This is a genomic window from Caballeronia sp., from assembly GCF_028292365.1.
Lineage (GTDB): Bacteria > Pseudomonadota > Gammaproteobacteria > Burkholderiales > Burkholderiaceae > Caballeronia.
The window spans coordinates 1-17,868 of sequence record NZ_JAQGMM010000245.1 but is presented as its reverse complement, the minus strand read 5'-3'; the positions used below and the strand labels follow the sequence as shown (position 1 = coordinate 17,868).

General features: G+C 59.3%; 16 protein-coding genes. 9 read left to right on the top strand and 7 right to left on the bottom strand.

Annotated features, from left to right (window positions below):
- Window positions 1-527 (top strand): cbb3-type cytochrome c oxidase subunit I (locus JWR14_RS15525; RefSeq protein WP_299708220.1); only part of this gene is annotated, 527 nt, incomplete at its 5' end.
- Complete coding sequence (locus tag JWR14_RS15520) at window positions 524-1,330, top strand: c-type cytochrome (protein WP_299708218.1); 807 nt, start codon at window positions 524-526, stop codon at window positions 1,328-1,330. The genes JWR14_RS15525 and JWR14_RS15520, both read left to right, overlap by 4 nt.
- A gap of 66 nt (window positions 1,331-1,396) precedes the next feature.
- Here the strand turns inward: JWR14_RS15520 and JWR14_RS15515 are convergent, their stop codons facing one another.
- A complete protein-coding gene (locus JWR14_RS15515) occupies window positions 1,397-2,830 on the bottom strand; it encodes a PLP-dependent aminotransferase family protein (protein ID WP_299708216.1) in 1,434 nt (477 codons plus the stop codon).
- A 179-nt stretch (window positions 2,831-3,009) separates the two neighbouring features.
- Between JWR14_RS15515 and JWR14_RS15510 the strand changes: the two genes are divergently transcribed.
- The 7 genes from JWR14_RS15510 to JWR14_RS15480 all read left to right on the top strand — a co-directional run bounded on the left by JWR14_RS15510 (window position 3,010) and on the right by JWR14_RS15480 (window position 11,162).
- Window positions 3,010-3,447 (top strand): MarR family transcriptional regulator, encoded by a 438-nt coding sequence (locus tag JWR14_RS15510; RefSeq protein ID WP_299708214.1) that lies wholly within the window; start codon window positions 3,010-3,012, stop codon window positions 3,445-3,447.
- An 82-nt stretch (window positions 3,448-3,529) separates the two neighbouring features.
- Window positions 3,530-5,011, top strand: coding sequence for an efflux transporter outer membrane subunit (locus JWR14_RS15505; protein ID WP_299708212.1), 1,482 nt, complete (start codon window positions 3,530-3,532; stop codon window positions 5,009-5,011).
- Window positions 5,012-5,046: 35 nt separating this feature from the next.
- Window positions 5,047-6,315, top strand: coding sequence for an HlyD family efflux transporter periplasmic adaptor subunit (locus JWR14_RS15500; protein WP_299708210.1), 1,269 nt, complete (start codon window positions 5,047-5,049; stop codon window positions 6,313-6,315).
- Window positions 6,316-6,374: 59 nt separating this feature from the next.
- The gene (locus tag JWR14_RS15495) at window positions 6,375-7,937 is read left to right on the top strand and encodes a DHA2 family efflux MFS transporter permease subunit (RefSeq protein ID WP_299708208.1); all 1,563 of its coding nucleotides are present in this window, start codon (window positions 6,375-6,377) and stop codon (window positions 7,935-7,937) included.
- Between the two features lie 220 nt (window positions 7,938-8,157).
- The gene (locus JWR14_RS15490; protein ID WP_299708206.1) at window positions 8,158-9,663 is read left to right on the top strand and encodes an FGGY family carbohydrate kinase; all 1,506 of its coding nucleotides are present in this window, start codon (window positions 8,158-8,160) and stop codon (window positions 9,661-9,663) included.
- The gene (locus tag JWR14_RS15485) at window positions 9,660-10,328 is read left to right on the top strand and encodes an HAD family phosphatase (RefSeq protein WP_299708204.1); all 669 of its coding nucleotides are present in this window, start codon (window positions 9,660-9,662) and stop codon (window positions 10,326-10,328) included. Before JWR14_RS15490 ends, JWR14_RS15485 begins: the two co-directional genes overlap by 4 nt.
- Before the next feature lie 63 nt (window positions 10,329-10,391).
- Entirely contained in the window at window positions 10,392-11,162 is a 771-nt protein-coding gene (locus tag JWR14_RS15480; protein WP_299708202.1) for an SDR family oxidoreductase, read from the top strand.
- A gap of 99 nt (window positions 11,163-11,261) precedes the next feature.
- Here the strand turns inward: JWR14_RS15480 and JWR14_RS15475 are convergent, their stop codons facing one another.
- The 6 genes from JWR14_RS15475 to JWR14_RS15450 all read right to left on the bottom strand — a co-directional run.
- Entirely contained in the window at window positions 11,262-12,458 is a 1,197-nt protein-coding gene (locus JWR14_RS15475; protein ID WP_366144544.1) for a porin, read from the bottom strand.
- A 485-nt stretch (window positions 12,459-12,943) separates the two neighbouring features.
- Window positions 12,944-13,801: an SIS domain-containing protein gene (locus JWR14_RS15470; protein WP_299708201.1), complete on the bottom strand. Its 858-nt coding sequence runs from the start codon at window positions 13,799-13,801 to the stop codon at window positions 12,944-12,946.
- Window positions 13,802-13,901: 100 nt separating this feature from the next.
- Window positions 13,902-14,903, bottom strand: a complete 1,002-nt coding sequence (locus JWR14_RS15465; RefSeq protein ID WP_299708200.1) for an ABC transporter permease — start codon at window positions 14,901-14,903, stop codon at window positions 13,902-13,904.
- Window positions 14,904-14,925: 22 nt separating this feature from the next.
- Window positions 14,926-16,446, bottom strand: a complete 1,521-nt coding sequence (locus JWR14_RS15460; RefSeq protein WP_299708199.1) for a sugar ABC transporter ATP-binding protein — start codon at window positions 16,444-16,446, stop codon at window positions 14,926-14,928.
- Between the two features lie 65 nt (window positions 16,447-16,511).
- A complete protein-coding gene (locus JWR14_RS15455; protein WP_299708198.1) occupies window positions 16,512-17,489 on the bottom strand; it encodes a substrate-binding domain-containing protein in 978 nt (325 codons plus the stop codon).
- Between the two features lie 53 nt (window positions 17,490-17,542).
- A partial coding sequence (locus JWR14_RS15450) for an FAD-linked oxidase C-terminal domain-containing protein (protein ID WP_299708197.1) occupies window positions 17,543-17,868 on the bottom strand: 326 nt, incomplete at its 5' end.

Genomic DNA, 17,868 nt, shown 5'->3' with positions numbered 1-17,868 from the left:
ATCTGATCTTCGGGGGCGCGATCGTCATCATGTATTTCGCGATTGCCTATGACCTCTGGCCGCATCTTACTGGCCGCGCGATGACGCACTTGAAGTTGATGCGCCAGCAGTTGTGGCTGTGGTTCATCGGCATGATCGTGCTGACGTTTCCTTGGCATTTTGCCGGCATTCTCGGTATGCCGCGACGCATGGCCTTTTTCGATTACACCGACCCGGAGATTGCCGAGCAGGCTCTATCGGTGATCATCTCGACTATTGGCGGCGTGATTTTGGTCATCTCGGCAGTGTTGTTTTTCATTGTGCTGATTCGCAACCATCGTGGACCGCGGAGTGTGATTGCAGAGTACAAGTTCAGCACGGCGGTGCATGAATCGAAGACCATCCCGGTTGCGTTGAACAGCTTTGGCCTGTGGCTTGCGCTGATGATCGGCCTGACGCTTTTCAACTATGGTTATCCGGTTGCTTCGCTGTTGTTCCGCTCCGATACATCCGTCCCCGCGATACAGATTGGAGGGCCGCAGCGATGAGCGAAGAACGCCTGTTCTCGTTACGCAACCGGTGGTTCACGGTCACGGTTGGCGGCATGCTTGGCATGGTCGTGTTTTCGGTGGCCGTGGGTTTCATATGGCTGCCTTCGGCGCAAAGCGATCAGCCGTTCCAGGGCGTGTGGAATGCGATCTGCAGCGCGGCGGGCGTACCGCAGCAATGGTTGCGCGTTTCGTCGGCCACGCCGGCGCCGCTGGTGCAAACCAGCGCAGTCGTCATGACGCCGCAACTGCTACCAGCGTCCAGCAGCACGTCGATTGGCCGTGGCGCGACCTTGTCCATGCGCTGCACCATGTGTCATGGTGTGCGGGGTATGAGTGACGCCAACTCGCCGAACCTCGCGGGCCAGTATGCTTCCGTGATCTACAAGCAGTTGCTCGACTTCCAGTCTGGAGCGCGTCGCAATGCGGTGATGTCGCCCATGGTCTCGAACCTGAGCGATCAGGACATGCGCGATCTCTCCGCTTATTACGCGTATTTGCCTAGGCCGGTGGCGTTGAGGTCCGATGCGGCGCCGAATGTGCCTGTGCCGGATATTGTGTCTGGCGGGGCGCCGATGCGAAACATTGCTTCCTGTGCGTCGTGCCATGGTGGTATCGATCACAAGGTGGGGAGTCCGTGGCTCGAGGGAATGCCCGCTGCCTATACTCGGGCGCAATTGCAGGCGTTCGCGAACGACACACGCCATAACGATATCAACGAGCAGATGCGAAATATTGCGCGGAATATGACGCCGGCGGAAATTGACGCGGCCGCTGCTTACTACGCCGGGGCGCAACCATGAGCCAAAGTTGTGAAATGAGCTGATTGGTTTTCGAAACCACGGCAACCACGATAGGACTCACCCGGCTTACGCCATCTTCAGCAACCGCATCCTGATCTTCTTCATGGCGATCCCGATGTCGTCCGACTCGATCCCGCCATAGCCGAAGATCAACCCTTCGTGCGTAGGCCGATTCATATAGAACCCCGAGATCCCATACAAACCGATGGACGGATCGAGCGCGCCACCGGTCAGGTGCTTTTCCTTCAACGACCCTTTCAACCGCGCAGTCATATGAATTCCCGCTGCGGGAATCCGCGGCTCGAACCATTCGGCGAGTTCGTTCTGCAGTGACGAAACAAGCGTTCTCCGACGATCCTCGTAGTGCTTGTGCATGCGTCGCAAATGCTTGGCGAAATCACCATCGAGCATGAACTTGGCTAGTGCCGCTTGCGTCAGCGAGCAGCTATGCCAGTCGCTTATCTGCTTGGCTTTCTGTATGGCCTCATTCAGCGACGCCGGCGGCACGACGTAACCCACCCGCAACTCGGGAAAGATCGTCTTCGAGAACGTGCCGACATAAGCCACCAGGCCGGCACGGTCGAGACTCTTCAAAGGTTCCACCGGCCGGCCTTCGAAGCGGAACTCGCCGTCATAGTCGTCTTCAATAATGACCGCGCCCTGACGCTGCGCCCACTCGAGCAGCGCCACGCGACGCTCGAGACTCATCGGCATGCCGAGTGGAAACTGATGCGACGGCGTCACATAGACAAGCCGTGCTTTCCTGGGCAATTGCTCGACGATCAAACCCTGGTCGTCGACAGACACGCCGATTATCTTTGCGCCGGCCGCCGCGAACGCAGCACGCGCGGGTGGATATCCCGGTTCCTCGACCGCGACCACATCGCCGGGACGCAGCACTACGCGTGCGATCAGATCGATTGCCTGTTGTGCGCCGTGCGTGACAATCACGTCCTGCCAGTTGCTTGCGACGGCGCGGCTAAAGGCCAGGTAACGCGATACAGCGAGGCGCAGTTCCTGTTCGCCGGCCGGGTCGCGATATTGCCCGCGTCCACGTGCCTGCAATCGCACTGCGTGATTGATGCAGCGACGCCAGGTGTCAAAGGGGAACAAGCGCTTGTCGGTCACGCCGCCCAAAAAATCAAACGGGTAGGGAACGTCGTGCCTGGGCATTGAAAGCTGAACGGGCATCGATGACCAGATCGCTTGCATCCTTGCCTGATGCTTCATTGAATCAGCGGGATGCGTTGGCACGCGGATCAATCCTTCAGCGACAAACGTGCCGTCGCCAGGACGCGACCGCAGATAGCCTTCGCTGATAAGGCGTTCGAAGACATCGAGCGTTGTCTTGCGCGAGACGCCGAGTTGCGTGGCGAGATCGCGCGTGGAGGGCAGGCGTTCACCGGCTACCAGCCGCCCCTCAACAATACCGCTGCGCAACTGCCGGTAAATCTGTCCGCTCAGGTCGTCGCGACCGTGAAGGGTGACGTGAATTTCCATCGCACCGGCATCCTAGAAGGCGATCGATTGACAGATTCTGACATGCCAGTAAGCCCCGTGACCTCAAGCCCGTAAATCTTGATTCTTACGATTTCATTGCGTCGTCATCAGTCTCGATAAATCTATCTTGACAGTATCTGACATGTCAAATAATATGCCGTTCATCAACGGAGGCAGCGATGAACCACTACAGCAAGCAAAATTTTCGTCTGACTGAAAGTATCGGTTTCTTGATCGCCAAGGCGCGCAACATCCTGACAGTCGAGATGGATGCAGTCCTGAAGGACCTGGATATCTCTAGCCAGCAGATGGGTATCCTGATGTCGCTCAAACTCGGTTTGGCTGCAACGCCATTCGAGTTGTCGAAGGCGCTGGGAATTGATACCGGCCTGATGACGCGCATGCTGGACAAGCTGGAAACGAAAGACCTGCTGCAACGCTCGCGCAGCCTTGAAGATCGCCGTGTAGTGGATCTGGCGCTGACGAAAAAGGGTGAGGCTGTTGCAGGCCAGATTCCGGGAGTCGCACCGGATGTGTTGAACGCGCACCTGAAGAATTTCAGCAAGGCCGAGTTCGAGGAATTGCGCCGGCTGCTTCGTAAATTTCTCGACGAGTAGGTTGGTTGCATAAATTAGCTGAATAAACGAGTCGCGAATAAGCCGGCCGTTTTTTTTGTCCAATTATCTGACAGGTCAGAAAATGAAATCGCAGTTAAATCAGAAACCGATCGGTTCAAGCATGTTGACGGCGAGCGTATCAGTGATGCTTGCCGCGGTGCTGTCGGCGTGCGCGAACTATGCGGGCATTCACGGCGACCAGCAAATGGCCCAGCCTCAATCGTACGAGACGACACAAAGCATCCCGTCGGAGAGCGGTCATTGGCCGGCGGCCGGTTGGGCCGATCAATTCGGTGACGCCCAGTTGAAAGCGTTGATTGCTGAAGCATTGAAGAACAGTCCCTCTCTCGATCAAGCACGTGCCCGGGTTGCTTCGGCCAATGCCTATAGTGAAACGGCCAGGGCCAACACCATGCCGAAGGTCGGCGCGGACTATTCGATGACCCGCCAGCAATATTCGGGCACCGCGCTCGTGCCGCCACCTTACGCGGGGTCGTGGCAGACCGAAAACAAGCTGCTTGCGTCCGCTTCGTACGACCTCGACCTGTGGGGCAAGAATCGTGAAGCGCTGAAGGCGGCGGTGTCGCAAACGCAGGCAAGCGAAGCCGATGCTGAAGTCGTGAAGCTGACGCTGACTACGTCGATTGCCCGCGCTTATAACCAGCTTGCGCGGCTTTACGACCAGCGCGATATCGCCGCCAAGGAAGTTGCGCAACGCGATCAGATCGAACGCATTGCAGCGGGCCGGATCGCGACCGGGCTGGACACCGAAGTAGAGCGCGAGACGGCGCAGGCAAACGTCGCGACCAGTCATGCATCGTTGACTGCGCTCGATGGCCAGATTCTCACGACCCGCTATCAGATTGCCGCGTTGCTTGGCGCAGGACCGGATCGCGGCTTGACGATTCAACGCCCAGCGCTCGCCCTGGGGGATCAGGTGCTGCTCCCCGACAACCTGCCGGCCGATCTCGTCAGCCGCCGCCCCGACCTGGTTGCCGCGCGCTGGCGTGTGGACGCCCTCACGCATGATGTGAAGGAAGCGAAGGCTGAGTTTTATCCGGACATCAATCTGAGTGCATCGATTGGCCTGGATGCATTCGGCTTTGGCCGCTTGCTGACAGCCGCGAGCCGGACCGCAACGGCCGGTCCGGCGATCCACTTGCCAATCTTCGATGCCGGCGCATTGCGCGCCCAGCTCAAAGGCCGCTACGCCGATTTCGATTACGCGGTAGCGACTTATAACCAGACGCTTGTCACCGCGCTGAGCGATGTCGCGACGCAACTCGCGCAGATCCGCTCGACGGATGCACAACTCGTCGATGCAGAAACCGCGCAGGAAGCCGCGCATCGCGCCGATGAACTTGCGATTGTCCAGTACAAGGGCGGCCTCACGAATCAACTGACCGTGCTCAACGCCGACATGAACGCATTGTCGGCGGACCAGGCCGTCGTCGATCTGAAAATGAACCGTCGTGACCAGCAGATCGCGCTGGCCGCGGCACTAGGCGGCGGCTATATCGACACCGACACCTCTTCGTCTTCACAAACTGTTGCCGCTCGCTGAGCCGGCATTCAACGGACCCATCAGGAGAACTTGCAATGAGCGACACGATCCAGTCCGACCGTGCGACGGCGGATTCAAACAAAGTGGTCAAGGGTCCCTTGCCGCAAGAGGCCGCACCGCGCACGAAACGCAAGCTGCTGCTGTCCTTGCTCGGCGCGGCAATCGTCATCTCGTCCGCCGGCTACGGTGCGTACTACTACACCGATGCGCGCTTCTACCAGTCAACCGATGACGCCTACGTCAGCGGCAATCTCGTGCAACTCACGCCGCAAGTCAGCGGCACGGTTGTCGCGGTGAACGCCGATGATACGCAGATCGTCAAGATCGGCGATCCGGTCGTGACGCTGGACTCAGCCGATGCAAAAGTTGCGCTCGGCAATGCGGAAGCGACGCTTGGCCAGACCGTTCGGCAAGTGAGCAGCCTCTACGTGAACAACGACTTTTATGCGGCGAGCATCGCGCAACGCGAGTCGGACCTCGCCCGCGCCAACTCGGATCTGCAACGCCGCCAGGCTGTGGAGAACACCGGGGCGGTATCGGCGGAAGACGTGTCGCATGCGCGCGATGCCGTCAAAAGCGCACAAGCTTCGCTTGACGCCATCCGCCAGCAAGCTGAAGCGAACCACGTGCTCACCGACCGCACTTCTATCGAACAACACCCGAACGTGCAGGCCGCTGCAAGCAAGCTGCGAGATGCTTACCTGAGTTATGCCCGTAACACCTTGCCCGCGCCGGTGACAGGTTACGTCGCGCGTCGTTCGGTGCAGGTCGGGCAGCGTGTTGCGCCGGGTACGCCGCTGATGGCGATCGTGCCGCTCGACGGTGTCTGGGTCGACGCCAACTTCAAGGAAGGGCAACTGCGGCACATGCGCATCGGTCAGCCAGTTACATTGACGGCCGATGTGTATGGTTCGAGCGTCAAGTATCACGGCCGCGTGGTGGGTTTTTCCGCTGGCACGGGCAGCGCGTTTGCCGTGCTGCCTGCACAGAACGCAACAGGCAACTGGATCAAGGTCGTGCAACGCTTGCCCGCACGGATCCAGCTTGACCCGCGAGAGCTTGAACAGCATCCGCTGCGCATCGGCTTGTCGATGGACGTTGAAGTCGAAACGCGCGACGAATCCGGTACGCAACTGGCCGCTGCAACCAACACGTCGTATCGGACCGATGTATTCGCGCAATACGGCGAACAGGCCAATGCGGAGATCGCCAAGGTGATCGCCGACAACATGCCGATAGAACCAATCGCGGTTCCCAGGACAGTGGCAAAGCGCAATCAGGCCCAATTTCATCGCGCCGGCTAACGCCATTTTTTTAATCAATTATCTGACAAGTCAGATTAAATGTGTCGTTGGGAGCCACCATGAATACGTCGTCTCAATCCGGCGCGCTCGCGCCACTTACTGGCGGGAAACTGGCGCTTGCCACGCTTGCCGTCGCACTTGCCACATTCATGAACGTGCTGGATTCATCGATTGCGAATGTTGCTATCCCGACCATCTCGGGCAACATGGGCGTCTCCGTCGATGAAGGCACATGGGTCATTACCCTGTTCGCCGCGGCCAACGCTATTTCAATCCCGCTGACTGGCTGGCTCACGCAACGGGTCGGTCAAGTGAAGCTGTTCGTGTGGGCGATCCTGTTGTTCGTGATGTCGTCATGGTTGTGCGGTATTGCGCCGAACCTTCCCGTGCTGCTTGCCGCGCGGATCTTGCAAGGCGCGGTCGCCGGCCCTCTGATCCCGTTGTCGCAAGCCATCCTGCTCGGTTCGTATCCGAAGGAAAAGAGCTCGCACGCGCTGGCGTTGTGGGCCATGACCGCGACCGTAGGCCCGATAGTCGGACCGGCACTGGGCGGCTGGATCACCGATAGCTATTCGTGGTCCTGGATCTTCTATATCAACATTCCGGTGGGCCTGTTTGCAGCCGGCGTGACATGGGCGATCTACCGGACGCGCGAAACGCCGGTCAAGCGAATCCCTATCGACAAAGTGGGCCTGATCTCGTTGATCGCGTGGGTCGGTTCGTTGCAGATCATGCTCGATAAAGGCAAGGACCTTGACTGGTTCACCTCGCCGGTAATTGTCGCGTTGGGACTCTTTGCGTTGATCAGCTTTGTATTTTTCATGGTCTGGGAGTTGACCGAAAAAAACCCGATCATCAATCTCCGGCTCTTCATGGGACGTAATTTCCTGGGTGGAACCGTCGCGATTTCAGTCGCGTATGCCGTCTTCTTTTCGAACCTCGTGATCTTGCCGCAGTGGATGCAGCAGTACCTGAATTATCGTTCTGTTGATGCCGGTCTTGCGACCGCGCCGCTGGGTATCTTTGCTGTGCTGCTTGCGCCGGTGATGGCCAAGATCATGCCGAAGAGCGATGCGCGCGTGCTTGCCACGTTAGCGTTCGTTGGTTTTGCCGGCGTGTTTTTCATGCGTTCGTTTTACACAACTGGCGTCGATACCTGGACCCTCGTCGTTCCTACCTTATTGCAAGGCGTTCCTACCGCACTGTTTTTCGTGCCGCTGACGGCGATCATTTTGTCCGGCTTGCCCGCCGACAAAATACCCGCCGCGGCAGGGCTGTCAAATTTCACACGGGTCTTTGCGGGTGCCGTTGGAACGTCGCTCGTGAGCACCGGCTGGAACGATCGGACGATCCTGCATCATGCTCAACTGGCTGAACAAACGAGCGTCAATAATCCGAACTTCGTCGCGAGTATCAATGCGTTGCAGAGCACACTTGGAGGAAGTGCGTCGCAAGCAATGGCGTTCTTCGAATCGTCGCTCAACGCGCAGGCTGCCATGCTTGGACTGAACGATATCTTCTGGCTTTCGGCGGTCATTTTCATCGCGATCATCCCGCTTATCTGGATCACCAAGCCGAGCAAGGACGGTGCCGCAGCGGCTGCGGGAGCGGGCGGACACTAGGTTTCAAATCATTCTAATAAAGTTAGCAAAAACAACGATAATCTCGATGTGCATGGCGGCAGCATGAGGGATTAATCCCCTTATAAAGGGGACATGCTTCAATTGACACGAGCAAAAAACGTAGTCAAAATAACGTTAATAAAACATAGACGCAATCGCTCGCACATCAAATCTGCGAGCGATTGTTTGCTCGTTCAGGCAGTACCTGAGGATTCGAGTAATGGAGACGTATTACCTTGCCATCGACGTTGGCACGGGCAGCGCCCGCGCTGCCCTGATCAATACGCACGGCGTGATAGTGAGCATTGCGGCGCGCGAACATGAGCAGATCGTGCCACGCTACGGCTGGTCCGAACAGCGTCCGACCGACTGGTGGCTGGGCGTAGCCGGTGCGATTAAAGAAGTCCTTGGCAGCACTCCCCATGCAGCGGAAAACATCGCGGCTATCTGCGCATGTGGCCAGATGCACGGCACGGTACTTATCGATTCGGACGGTCAGCTCACTCGCGAAACCGCGCCGCTGTGGAACGACAAACGCACGCTTGCTCAAGTGGCTGCCTTTCGTGCGAGTCAGCCTGCTGGATCGTATCTGCCGTTGACGGCCAATCCGGCAACACCCGCATGGCCCGGTTTCAAATTGCAATGGCTCAAGCAGAACGAGCCCGACGCATACGCGCGTGCTGCAACGGTGTTCATGCCGAAGGACTACATCAATTTCCGGCTGACAGGCGAGCGCGCCTGGGACTGGAGCGACGCATCCACAAGCTTCCTGATGGACCCTGAAACGCGCTCATGGTCCCAGCCCATGCTCGATAAGCTTGGTCTCGATGGCAGCAAGCTTCCACCCATCCGCTCGCCGCAAGAGATCCTGGGCACGGTCACCTCCGAAGCGTCGCAGGCAACCGGCTTGCGCGAAGGAACACCCGTGCTGGTGGGCGGTGCAGACTACCCCCTTTCGATGCTCGGCTCAGGCGTATATGGACCCGGCCTTGGCTCGGATATTACCGGCACGTCGTCGATCATCACGGTGATCGCGGACACCCCCATGCTGCACCCGGAAGTCTCGAACATGATCTCGGCGGAAGGGCTCTGGGGAAGATTCATGCTGCTCGATTCTGGCGGCGATGCAGTGCGCTGGGCGCGCCGCGCATTCCACGAAAACACCTTGAGCTACGAGGCGGTTGCACAAAAAGCCGCTGATGCTCCCGTCGGTTCCGAAGGCCTTTTCTTCCTGCCTTACCTGACCGGCGAACGGCTTGGCGAACAGTCGAATTCGCGCGCCCAGTTCTTCGGTATCGGGGCGAAGCATGGGACAGCGCATCTGCATCGTGCGGTACTGGAAGGGGTGGCGTTCGGCGTGCGGCGGCATATCGGCGTGATCGAGTCGGCGGGCGTGCGCATGGAGCGGCTGGTCGCGGCTAGTGGCGGCGCCAGGGCGGCTCTCTGGCTGGAGATCAAGGCAAGCATGTATCGCACGCCTATTCTAGTGCCGGCGCAGCTCGAATGCGGCGTGATTGGCTGCGCAATTCTTGCCGCAACCGCACACGGCCAGTTCGCGCGTCTGGGCGATGCAGTCGCGGCCTTCGTTCAGTTCGAACGAGAGGTCTTGCCGGACCCGCGGGCCAGCGATACCTACGATCGGATGATGCCGATCTTCGATCGGCTCTACACGAGCTCTCAACAGTTCTACGACGACCTGGATCGTCTCGCCGAGGCTCAAGCATGACCCAAGCAATCAAAGCTGTCCTGTGGGACATGGACGGCACGCTCGCCGACAGTGAAGCGCTGCATTTGAGCACACTGGTCGCTGTGTTGGCCCAGCATGGAATAACGGCAGGCGAAGAGTTGCATGCGCCGATATTCGGCAAGACCGGCCGCGAAGTCCATGCGTTCTGCTGCGAGCGTTTTGGTATCGATTTCGACTACGAACCATGGACGATGGCAAGGGCGCGGCACTACTTGTCCGAAGCTCCGAAGATGCAGCCACGACCTGGCGCGCTCAGTGTGTATCACGCGGTGCGCGAAGCGGGAACACGGCAAGCGATTGTGTCGAATTCACCGCGCATGTTGCTTGAAGCGGGGCTTCGCGCGCTCGATTTGCAAGACCCACAACTAATCTCAATCAGCATTAACGACGTGCGCGCCGGCAAGCCCGATCCCGAGCCCTATCAGCGCGCAGCGTGGCTGCTGCACGTGAATCCCGGGGAAGCCATTGTGGTGGAAGACAGTCCGACCGGCGCCCGCGCGGCTATCGCGGCGGGCATGCGGGTGCTCGCATGGCCCGAGCATGAAAGCGCTGCTGGCACCTTTCCCGAGGGCGCGCGTATTGCGCGCTCCGAATACGAACTCGCCGATGCCCTTGGCGTTCAACTCACCCCTCGTGGTACGTGAGCAAAAGGCGACGGCCGGCATGCGGCGCGATCCGATCAAGTCATTCAAAAGCGAGACAACATCATGACAGGCGAACTCAAAGGCGCGGAAACAACCGCTTTCCGTCCCGGTCTTTTCGACGGCAAGACGGTCCTCGTATCGGGCGCAACCAGCGGCATTGGCCTTGCGATCGCGCGGGGTTTTGCCGCGTTGGGCGCACAGGTGATCGCAACCGGCAGCTCGGCCAGCAAGCTCGAAGGATTGCGCGCGGACGCCGAACTCGAAGGCATCCGCTTCGAGCAACTGGATGTCCGCGATAACGACGCCATCAAAAGTTTCGTCGCCACGCTGAGCGTGCTCGACGTGCTGGTGAATGCAGCCGGCGTAGCGCGTCCCGTTGATGAATATCGTGACGATGTCTTTCGTGAAGTGATCGACGTAAACCTCACGGCAGCCATGCGCCTCGCAATGGCCGCCCGTAGCAAGCTCGAGCACGCGCGTGGATCGATCGTCAACGTGGCGTCGATGCTGAGCTATATCGCCGACGTGGATGTACCGGCCTATTGCGCCAGCAAGACAGGCATTCTCGGCTTGACGCGTTCATTGGCTCATGCGTTTGGCCCGGCAGGGGTGCGGGTGAATGCGATTGCGCCGGGCTACCACCGCACCGACATGACACGCGCGCTTTGGGAAGTGCCGGCTAGCGCGGAGAAGATAGCGGCGCGCAGCGCGCTCAAGCGTTGGGGCGAAGTGGATGACCTGGTTGGCGCCACGTTGTTCCTGGCATCGCCGGCGTCGGCGTTCATCACAGGCGTCACCTTGCCCGTGGATGGCGGCTACGCGACCGGCGTGTGAAACGAAAAAAAGCCTTCTCTCTCGCGGAAATCCGAAAGAGAGAAGGCGATGTGCTTCTAGGAACGCTTAGGACTACCGCACTAAGCATTGCACCACTTTTTAGAACTTGTGGGTGATACCAACAATCGCTGCCAACTGGTGATTGTTGGACGAGAAGGACGATCCGCTAAAGTCTGCTACAGCCTGCTTGCCCGTCGAATCCACGCCCGAAGCGGTTTCGAAGAAGCCGATCGCGTAGAGCGACGTACGCTTGGACAACGAGTAGATGGTGCCCAGGTTGAACTGGTTGTACTTCGCGCTGCCCACGCCATCGGCGCCGCTGTTATGCGTGTAGATGTAAGCGCCAGCCACTGTAAGAGCCGGCGTGAGCGCATACTTCACGTTCAGTTCGCCGGAATTGAACGTAGCAGTGCCGCCGTTGTACTTGGTGCCGAAGCTGCCCACTGCATTGACCTGACCGAGGTTCTGGAACTGCGTGTTCGAGTACAGCAGGGCGATCGTTGCCGATCCCAGCACGTACGAACCGCCGGCCGTGATGATCTGCTGCGAACCTGCTGAAGCGTAGCCGCCGTAAATACGGCTCGGCATGTTGTTGTTCCCGCCTGCGGCCGAAGTCGGCGTCGACGAGTTGCCCTGGTTGCCGAACGTAGCGTAATACGGGTCCTTGGTGAAGTTGTAGCTAGCACCCAACTTGAGCGGGCCGTTTGCGTACGACACGGCTGCGTCAGTCACTTCGTTGCGCGAGAACTGGCCGGCCTGGCCGCCCAGGCTGTACAGGAAGCCGACCGTCAAACCGCGGTAATTCGGGCTCGTGTACTTGAGGGCGTTCTGGATGCGGTTCGACGTATCGACGTTATCGACGTCACCTGCGCGCGTGCCGTAGCCGAGGCCGGATGCAGCCCAGTCAGCGCCCGATGCGAACGAGGCGGTAGCGTCGTTACTGGCCGAGTACTGGCGACCCAGCGTCACCGTACCGTACGTATCGCTCTTCAGGCCGACGAAGGCCTTGCGGCCGAACTCCAGGCCGCCTTGACTCAACGCGCCCGTGCCGAGGGTATAGCCGTTTTCGAGGGTGAAGATTGCCTTGAGGCCGCCGCCCAGGTCTTCAGCGCCCTGCAAACCCCAGCGCGATGAATTGGCGCTGGACAGGGCATATTGCTTCGCACCCTTGACGTTGTTGTTGAAGAGAATACCGCCGTCGGCAATGCCGTACAGCGTCACGCTGCTTTGTGCGTGTGCGGTGCCGGACAATGCTCCGATAGCAAGGATGGCAGCCGTGGTCTTTTGGATTTTCATTTTGTTGTGCTTCAGTTGGGAAAAGAGGAGACATCCTATTTGATAGGGTCGTAAAGTCCCACCGATGTTTGATTGTTTGGTTATTCCGTTGCTTTCTAAAGCAACATGCTAAAAATTCATATAGCCGAAATAATTAGCATTCCAAACCGTGCAGCATGGGAGTGACCCGATCACAAGCAGGCGGATCGCGCTTTATCCATCGAGGTGTAAGGGTTTCGAAGGGTAGTGAGCGTCCGGTTCGACGAACCTTAATGTGGCCCGATTTCAATTTTGTGAAATCATATTTACCTTCGGGCTTACACGGAACATTCAATACGCATGCGTATTATTTGAACAACAATTTATTGAAAGACTCGCAATTTCGGGGAAATTCAGGCTTGCGTGGCACGCAGTTCCTTACCCAGAGCCGTAAGTGCGGGGCGAGCGCCTTATGCAAAGACCGGGAGGTCTTTGCCATTTGATGCAAGCAACGAAAGGTTTCGTTATTAGATGACGCCGGTCGAGCGCATGTCGGCCAAGCGCTTTTTCATGTCCAGCACGGCTAGCGTATGAGCGTCTCCTTTGCGCAGCGCGACGCTCGTTGAAAGGATATCGATAATGACAAGCGCGGCAAGCCGGGACGTGGTCGGTGTATAGACATCTGTATTTTCCAGCGTCTCCGCAATGACCGCGACGTCTGAGAAGCTCACAAGCGGGCTATTCGATCCGGTAATCACAATGACGCTTGCACCGCGTTCGCGGGCGGTCCGAGCGACCTCGATCAGCGAGCGGGTAGAACCGGTGTTCGAGATGGCCACCACCGCATCGCCGGGCTTGAGCATGGACGCGGCAATGAACTGCTGGTGCGAATCCTGATGCGCGACGCATGGCACGCCGAAGAGGGGAAACTTCTGCTGTGCGTCCAGCGCGACAATGCCCGACGCACCGAAGCCGAAGAACTCGATACGCTGCGCTTTCGCCAGCAAATCCACCGCTCGTCCGATAGCCGCAAAATCCAGCTTCTTGCGCGCCCAGTCGAGGCTCGTGATGGTGTAGTCGAAGATCTTGGTGGCGATGGTTTCCGGGTCATCGCCCTTGGCCAGGACCGAGTGCGTGGCAGGGGCGCCGAGCGCCAGGCTCTGCACCATGCGGATCTTGAAGTCCTTGAAGCCGCTGCAACCGAGTGTCGAACAAAAACGCAGCACGGTCGGCTCGCTGACCTGCGCGTTACGGGCAAGTTCGGCCAGGTTGATGTCGGAGATCGAAGCCAGGTTTGCAAGAATGTATTCGGCCACTTGCCGGCTGCCGCGGCGAAGGCCGGGACGCGCGCGGTCGATCAGTTCAAGGATGTTGTAATCGGGCACTCGATGTTCCTTCGTTCATTGTGCACGGGGCGCCGCAAGCGGCGCCCCGTGCTGGCGTAAGGCCTGGCTGCCAAGTGTATCGGACGGATTGGACAGGCGGCTAGCGGCGCCAAAAACGGGCCCCGCGCTGGGACAGGACAGCCGCGACAATGATCACGCCCATCACCACTTGCTGATGGTAACCCGGCACGCTGGCGAGGTTCATGATGTTGCCGATCACACCGAGAATCAACACGCCCATCAGCGTATTCACGGCGCCGCCTTTACCGCCCGCCAGACTCGCACCGCCGATCACGACCGCTGCAATCACAGTCAGTTCGTCGCCCACGCCGACGGTCGGCGCGCCGACCCCGGCGCGCGACGTCGAGATGATGCCGGCAAGCGCCGCGAGCAGCCCTGAGCTGACATAGGTGCCGAGCACATGGCGCGCGACGGGTACGCCCGAGAGGCGCACGGCTTCCTCGTTCGATCCGATCGCGCGGACCACGCGACCGGCACGGAGCCGGTTCAGTGCAATCCCCCCCATCACGAATACGAACAGCATCACGAGCGTGGGTCCTGGTACCCCAAAATACGAGTGACGGCCGAAGTCGAGCAATGCCTGACCGGGATCGTCGACGAGGATCGGCGAGCCGTTGGACACGATCATTGCCACACCTCGCGCAACGGTCATCATGGCCAGCGTGACGACAAACGGCGTGAGACGAAACCACGCGATCAACGCGCCCGATACAAAGCCGCATACGCCACCGACCAGCAGCGTGACGAGCAGGGCGGCGCTCAGGCCGTACTGGGGAATAAGCATGGCCGAGACCACGCTGCCCAGCGCGGCAATGGAGCCGACCGACAAGTCGATACCGCCGGTCAGCACGACCAGCAGCATGCCCACCGACATGATGCCGACGCCCGCGACCTGACGCGAGATGTTGGACAGATTGGCCACCGAGAAGAAATCGCTCGACACAAACGACGCGGCAATCACGAGCACAATCAGGATGGCGACCGTGTTGAACCGGCGTGCAACGGACCACCAATGTTTTGCCTGGCCGGACTGCGCCTGATGTGTCTTCTGAGTTTTCTGAGTGACAGCGCTGGGATTCATGATGCGAGTCTCCGTGTCTGGTTTAGTGAGTGAGCGCTGCTGGCGCTTCGTCCGGCGCTTGGTTCGACGCACGTTGCAAGGAGAGCGAGAGGATCTGCTCTTCGCTGAAATCGGCGGGCTGGAGTTCGCCGCGAATCTCGCCTTCGCCCATCACGAGAATGCGGTCGCACAGGCCCATCAACTCCTGGTGCTCCGATGAGATCACGAGCACCGCCTTGCCCCGTTCCGCAAGCTGGTTGATCAGCGTATAGATCTCCACCTTGGCGCCCACGTCGACACCGCGCGTAGGTTCGTCGAGGATGATCAGGTCGCCGTCCGCATGAAACCACTTCGCGAGCACGACTTTTTGCTGGTTACCGCCTGATAGCGTGGAGACATCGGCATCCATCGATCGCGCCTTGATGCGCAGTTGTTCCATCAACTTCTGAACGAACGCACGCTCGCGGCCGAAGGCGAGAAAGCCGCCCGGGCGGCTCACTGATTTAAGCGCGGCGAGCGTGGCATTGACGCGGATCGGCATCGATAAAACAGCACCCTGGCCCTTACGGTCTTCAGGGACGAAGCCGATGCCGGCCTTGACCGCTGCCATTGGCGAGCGGATCGCCAGCAGCTTTTGTTTCAATTCGATGGTGCCGGAATCGCGGGCGTCCGCACCAAAGATCAGGCGGGCGACTTCCGTGCGCCCCGAGCCGATCAGTCCACCCAACCCAACGACTTCACCAGCGCGCAGCGTGAACGACACGTTGCGGACGGCATGGCCGCGTACGAGGCCTGTGACCTTCAGCACTTCCGCGCCGAGCGTCGCGTGACGCTGCGGAAACAGCACCGAGAGCGGGCGGCCGACCATCTTGCGAATGAGTTCATCCATGTTGAGATCAGCAGGCTTGACAGTGTCCACGCGCTTGCCATCCTTGAGCACGGTAATGCGGTCCGCTATCGCAAACACCTCTTCCAGCCGATGCGAGATATACACAATGCCCACGCCGCGCGAACGCAGGTCGCGCACGATCTCGAGGAGCTTGTTGGCATCGGACGGCGCGAGCGCGGCAGTGGGTTCGTCCAGCACCAGCAGCTTGACCTGGCGGCTCAGCGCCTTGGCAATTTCAATCACCTGGCATTGCGCTGTAGACATGCTGCCGACCAACGCTGATGGGTCGATGTCAAAGCCTAGACTCGCGATCAATTCATGCGCGCGCTTGCGCAATGAACGCCAGTCGATCACGGCCGGCAACGCGCCGAGGAACACGTTTTCAGCCACTGACAAATCCGGCGCCAACGCCGTTTCCTGATGAATCACCGCAATGCCTTCTTCCATGGCCGCATGCGGATTGCGCAAGGACATCTCACGCCCTTCGACCTTGATCGTTCCGGCATCGGGTTGATGGCCGCCGCCGATAATGCGCATCAGCGTCGACTTGCCCGCGCCAATCTCACCAACGAGCGCATGGACTTCGCCGCCAAGGACATCGAAGTCGACGTCTTCAATGGCGTGAATGCCGCCGAAGCGTTTGTCGACGCCGGTAAGGGCGATAAACGGAATCATGAAGGTGTCTCCAGAATGCACGCGCACCGGCGGGGCCGGCGCGCGTTGCATGAACCCGCGAGTCTTTAGAAGATCGCTTTCGGGTTGTAGAACTTGTCGACGTTACCCTGGTTGATCACAGCGGAAGGGGTGTACGAGATCTTCGGCACGTTCGTCGATTCGCCCTTCGCCGCCTTCATGCCAATGTCCACCGCCGTGCGTGCAACGAGTGCCGGATCGTTCAACGCGGTCGCGCCGTACTTGCCTTGGCGGATCAGGTTGAGCGCTTCCTTCTGACCATCGGCGGCGGCAACCAGCGTGATGCCTTGACGATTCGCACTTTCGATTGCGCGGCGTGCGCCGAGGACCATGCTGTCGTTTTCGCCGAGCACCATGTTGATGTCCTTGTTGGCGACCAGCAAATCTTCCATCGCCTTCAGGCCGCCTTCATCCGACCAGTTGCCCCAGCCCTGACCGACGATCTGCATGTTGACCTTGCCGGTCTTCGCGAGTTGCGCTTCGACAATCCCTTCGATCACGCCGTCTCGCCTTTCCTTGCCGACCGGGTTGCCTTTCTCGCCGGATATCAGCGCGATCTTCAGCGGCTTGTCGCCCATGGTGTCGACGACCCACGAGCCAACCAGCGCACCGTTCTCGCGATTCGACGATTGCACGAGCGTCAGGTAGTTGGCCTTGGGGTCGAGCGTACTGTCGATCACGACCACTTTCACGCCGGCGGCGGTAGCCGTGTTGACCGCATTGACGAGGCCTTTGGGATCGGCCGGGTCGATGATCAGCACCTTGATGCCGCGCGTCAGCATGTCTTCCACGTCCGAGATCTGCTTGCCCATCTTGCCCTGGGCGTCGGCCGTGATCACTTCAGCACCGTTTTCTGTAGCACGTGCTTTGGCTGACTCCATGGCAGCCGAGAAGTAAGGTGCGTTGAGCACCTTCATGGAAATGCCTACTTTCATCTTGTCGGCAGCAAACGCCGGGGCCGTTGCAATTACACCTGCCACTGCCAGCGCTACACCACACATCACCTGCTTCACGAACCGCGTCATGTCTCCTCCTTTTGTTGGGGTTTGGCGGTTTAAAAAACATCAGAACTCTTGAATCAGTGCGGCAACAACTTTCCAGGATTGAGGATATTCAGTGGATCGAGTGCGACCTTGATCGCACGCATGGCGGCGAGTTCAGCGGGCGTGCGCGACAACGCCACCACCTTCAACTTCTTCGTGCCAATGCCATGTTCAGCGGATACAGAGCCGCCCATCTCGCCGGTCACGCCGTACACCACGGCCTGGACTTTGGGCGCTGTGTCGGGCGGCCAGTCGGGTTCCTGGACGACGATGTGCAGATTGCCGTCGCCAAGATGTCCGTAGATCAGGATGGTCGCGTTGGGCCAGTGTTCGCGAAGCTGCTGTTCGCATCGGTTGGCGG

Excerpts from the sequence above, each read along its gene's own strand:
- JWR14_RS15520 (WP_299708218.1), top strand. The coding sequence starts at position 524 with ATGAGCGAAGAACGCCTGTTCTCGTTACGCAACCGGTGGTTCACGGTC.
- JWR14_RS15515 (WP_299708216.1), bottom strand. The coding sequence starts at position 2,830 with ATGGAAATTCACGTCACCCTTCACGGTCGCGACGACCTGAGCGGACAG.
- JWR14_RS15510 (WP_299708214.1), top strand. The coding sequence starts at position 3,010 with ATGAACCACTACAGCAAGCAAAATTTTCGTCTGACTGAAAGTATCGGT.
- JWR14_RS15505 (WP_299708212.1), top strand. The coding sequence starts at position 3,530 with ATGAAATCGCAGTTAAATCAGAAACCGATCGGTTCAAGCATGTTGACG.
- JWR14_RS15500 (WP_299708210.1), top strand. The coding sequence starts at position 5,047 with ATGAGCGACACGATCCAGTCCGACCGTGCGACGGCGGATTCAAACAAA.
- JWR14_RS15495 (WP_299708208.1), top strand. The coding sequence starts at position 6,375 with ATGAATACGTCGTCTCAATCCGGCGCGCTCGCGCCACTTACTGGCGGG.
- JWR14_RS15490 (WP_299708206.1), top strand. The coding sequence starts at position 8,158 with ATGGAGACGTATTACCTTGCCATCGACGTTGGCACGGGCAGCGCCCGC.
- JWR14_RS15485 (WP_299708204.1), top strand. The coding sequence starts at position 9,660 with ATGACCCAAGCAATCAAAGCTGTCCTGTGGGACATGGACGGCACGCTC.
- JWR14_RS15480 (WP_299708202.1), top strand. The coding sequence starts at position 10,392 with ATGACAGGCGAACTCAAAGGCGCGGAAACAACCGCTTTCCGTCCCGGT.
- JWR14_RS15475 (WP_366144544.1), bottom strand. The coding sequence starts at position 12,458 with ATGAAAATCCAAAAGACCACGGCTGCCATCCTTGCTATCGGAGCATTG.
- JWR14_RS15465 (WP_299708200.1), bottom strand. The coding sequence starts at position 14,903 with ATGAATCCCAGCGCTGTCACTCAGAAAACTCAGAAGACACATCAGGCG.
- JWR14_RS15460 (WP_299708199.1), bottom strand. The coding sequence starts at position 16,446 with ATGATTCCGTTTATCGCCCTTACCGGCGTCGACAAACGCTTCGGCGGC.
- JWR14_RS15455 (WP_299708198.1), bottom strand. The coding sequence starts at position 17,489 with ATGACGCGGTTCGTGAAGCAGGTGATGTGTGGTGTAGCGCTGGCAGTG.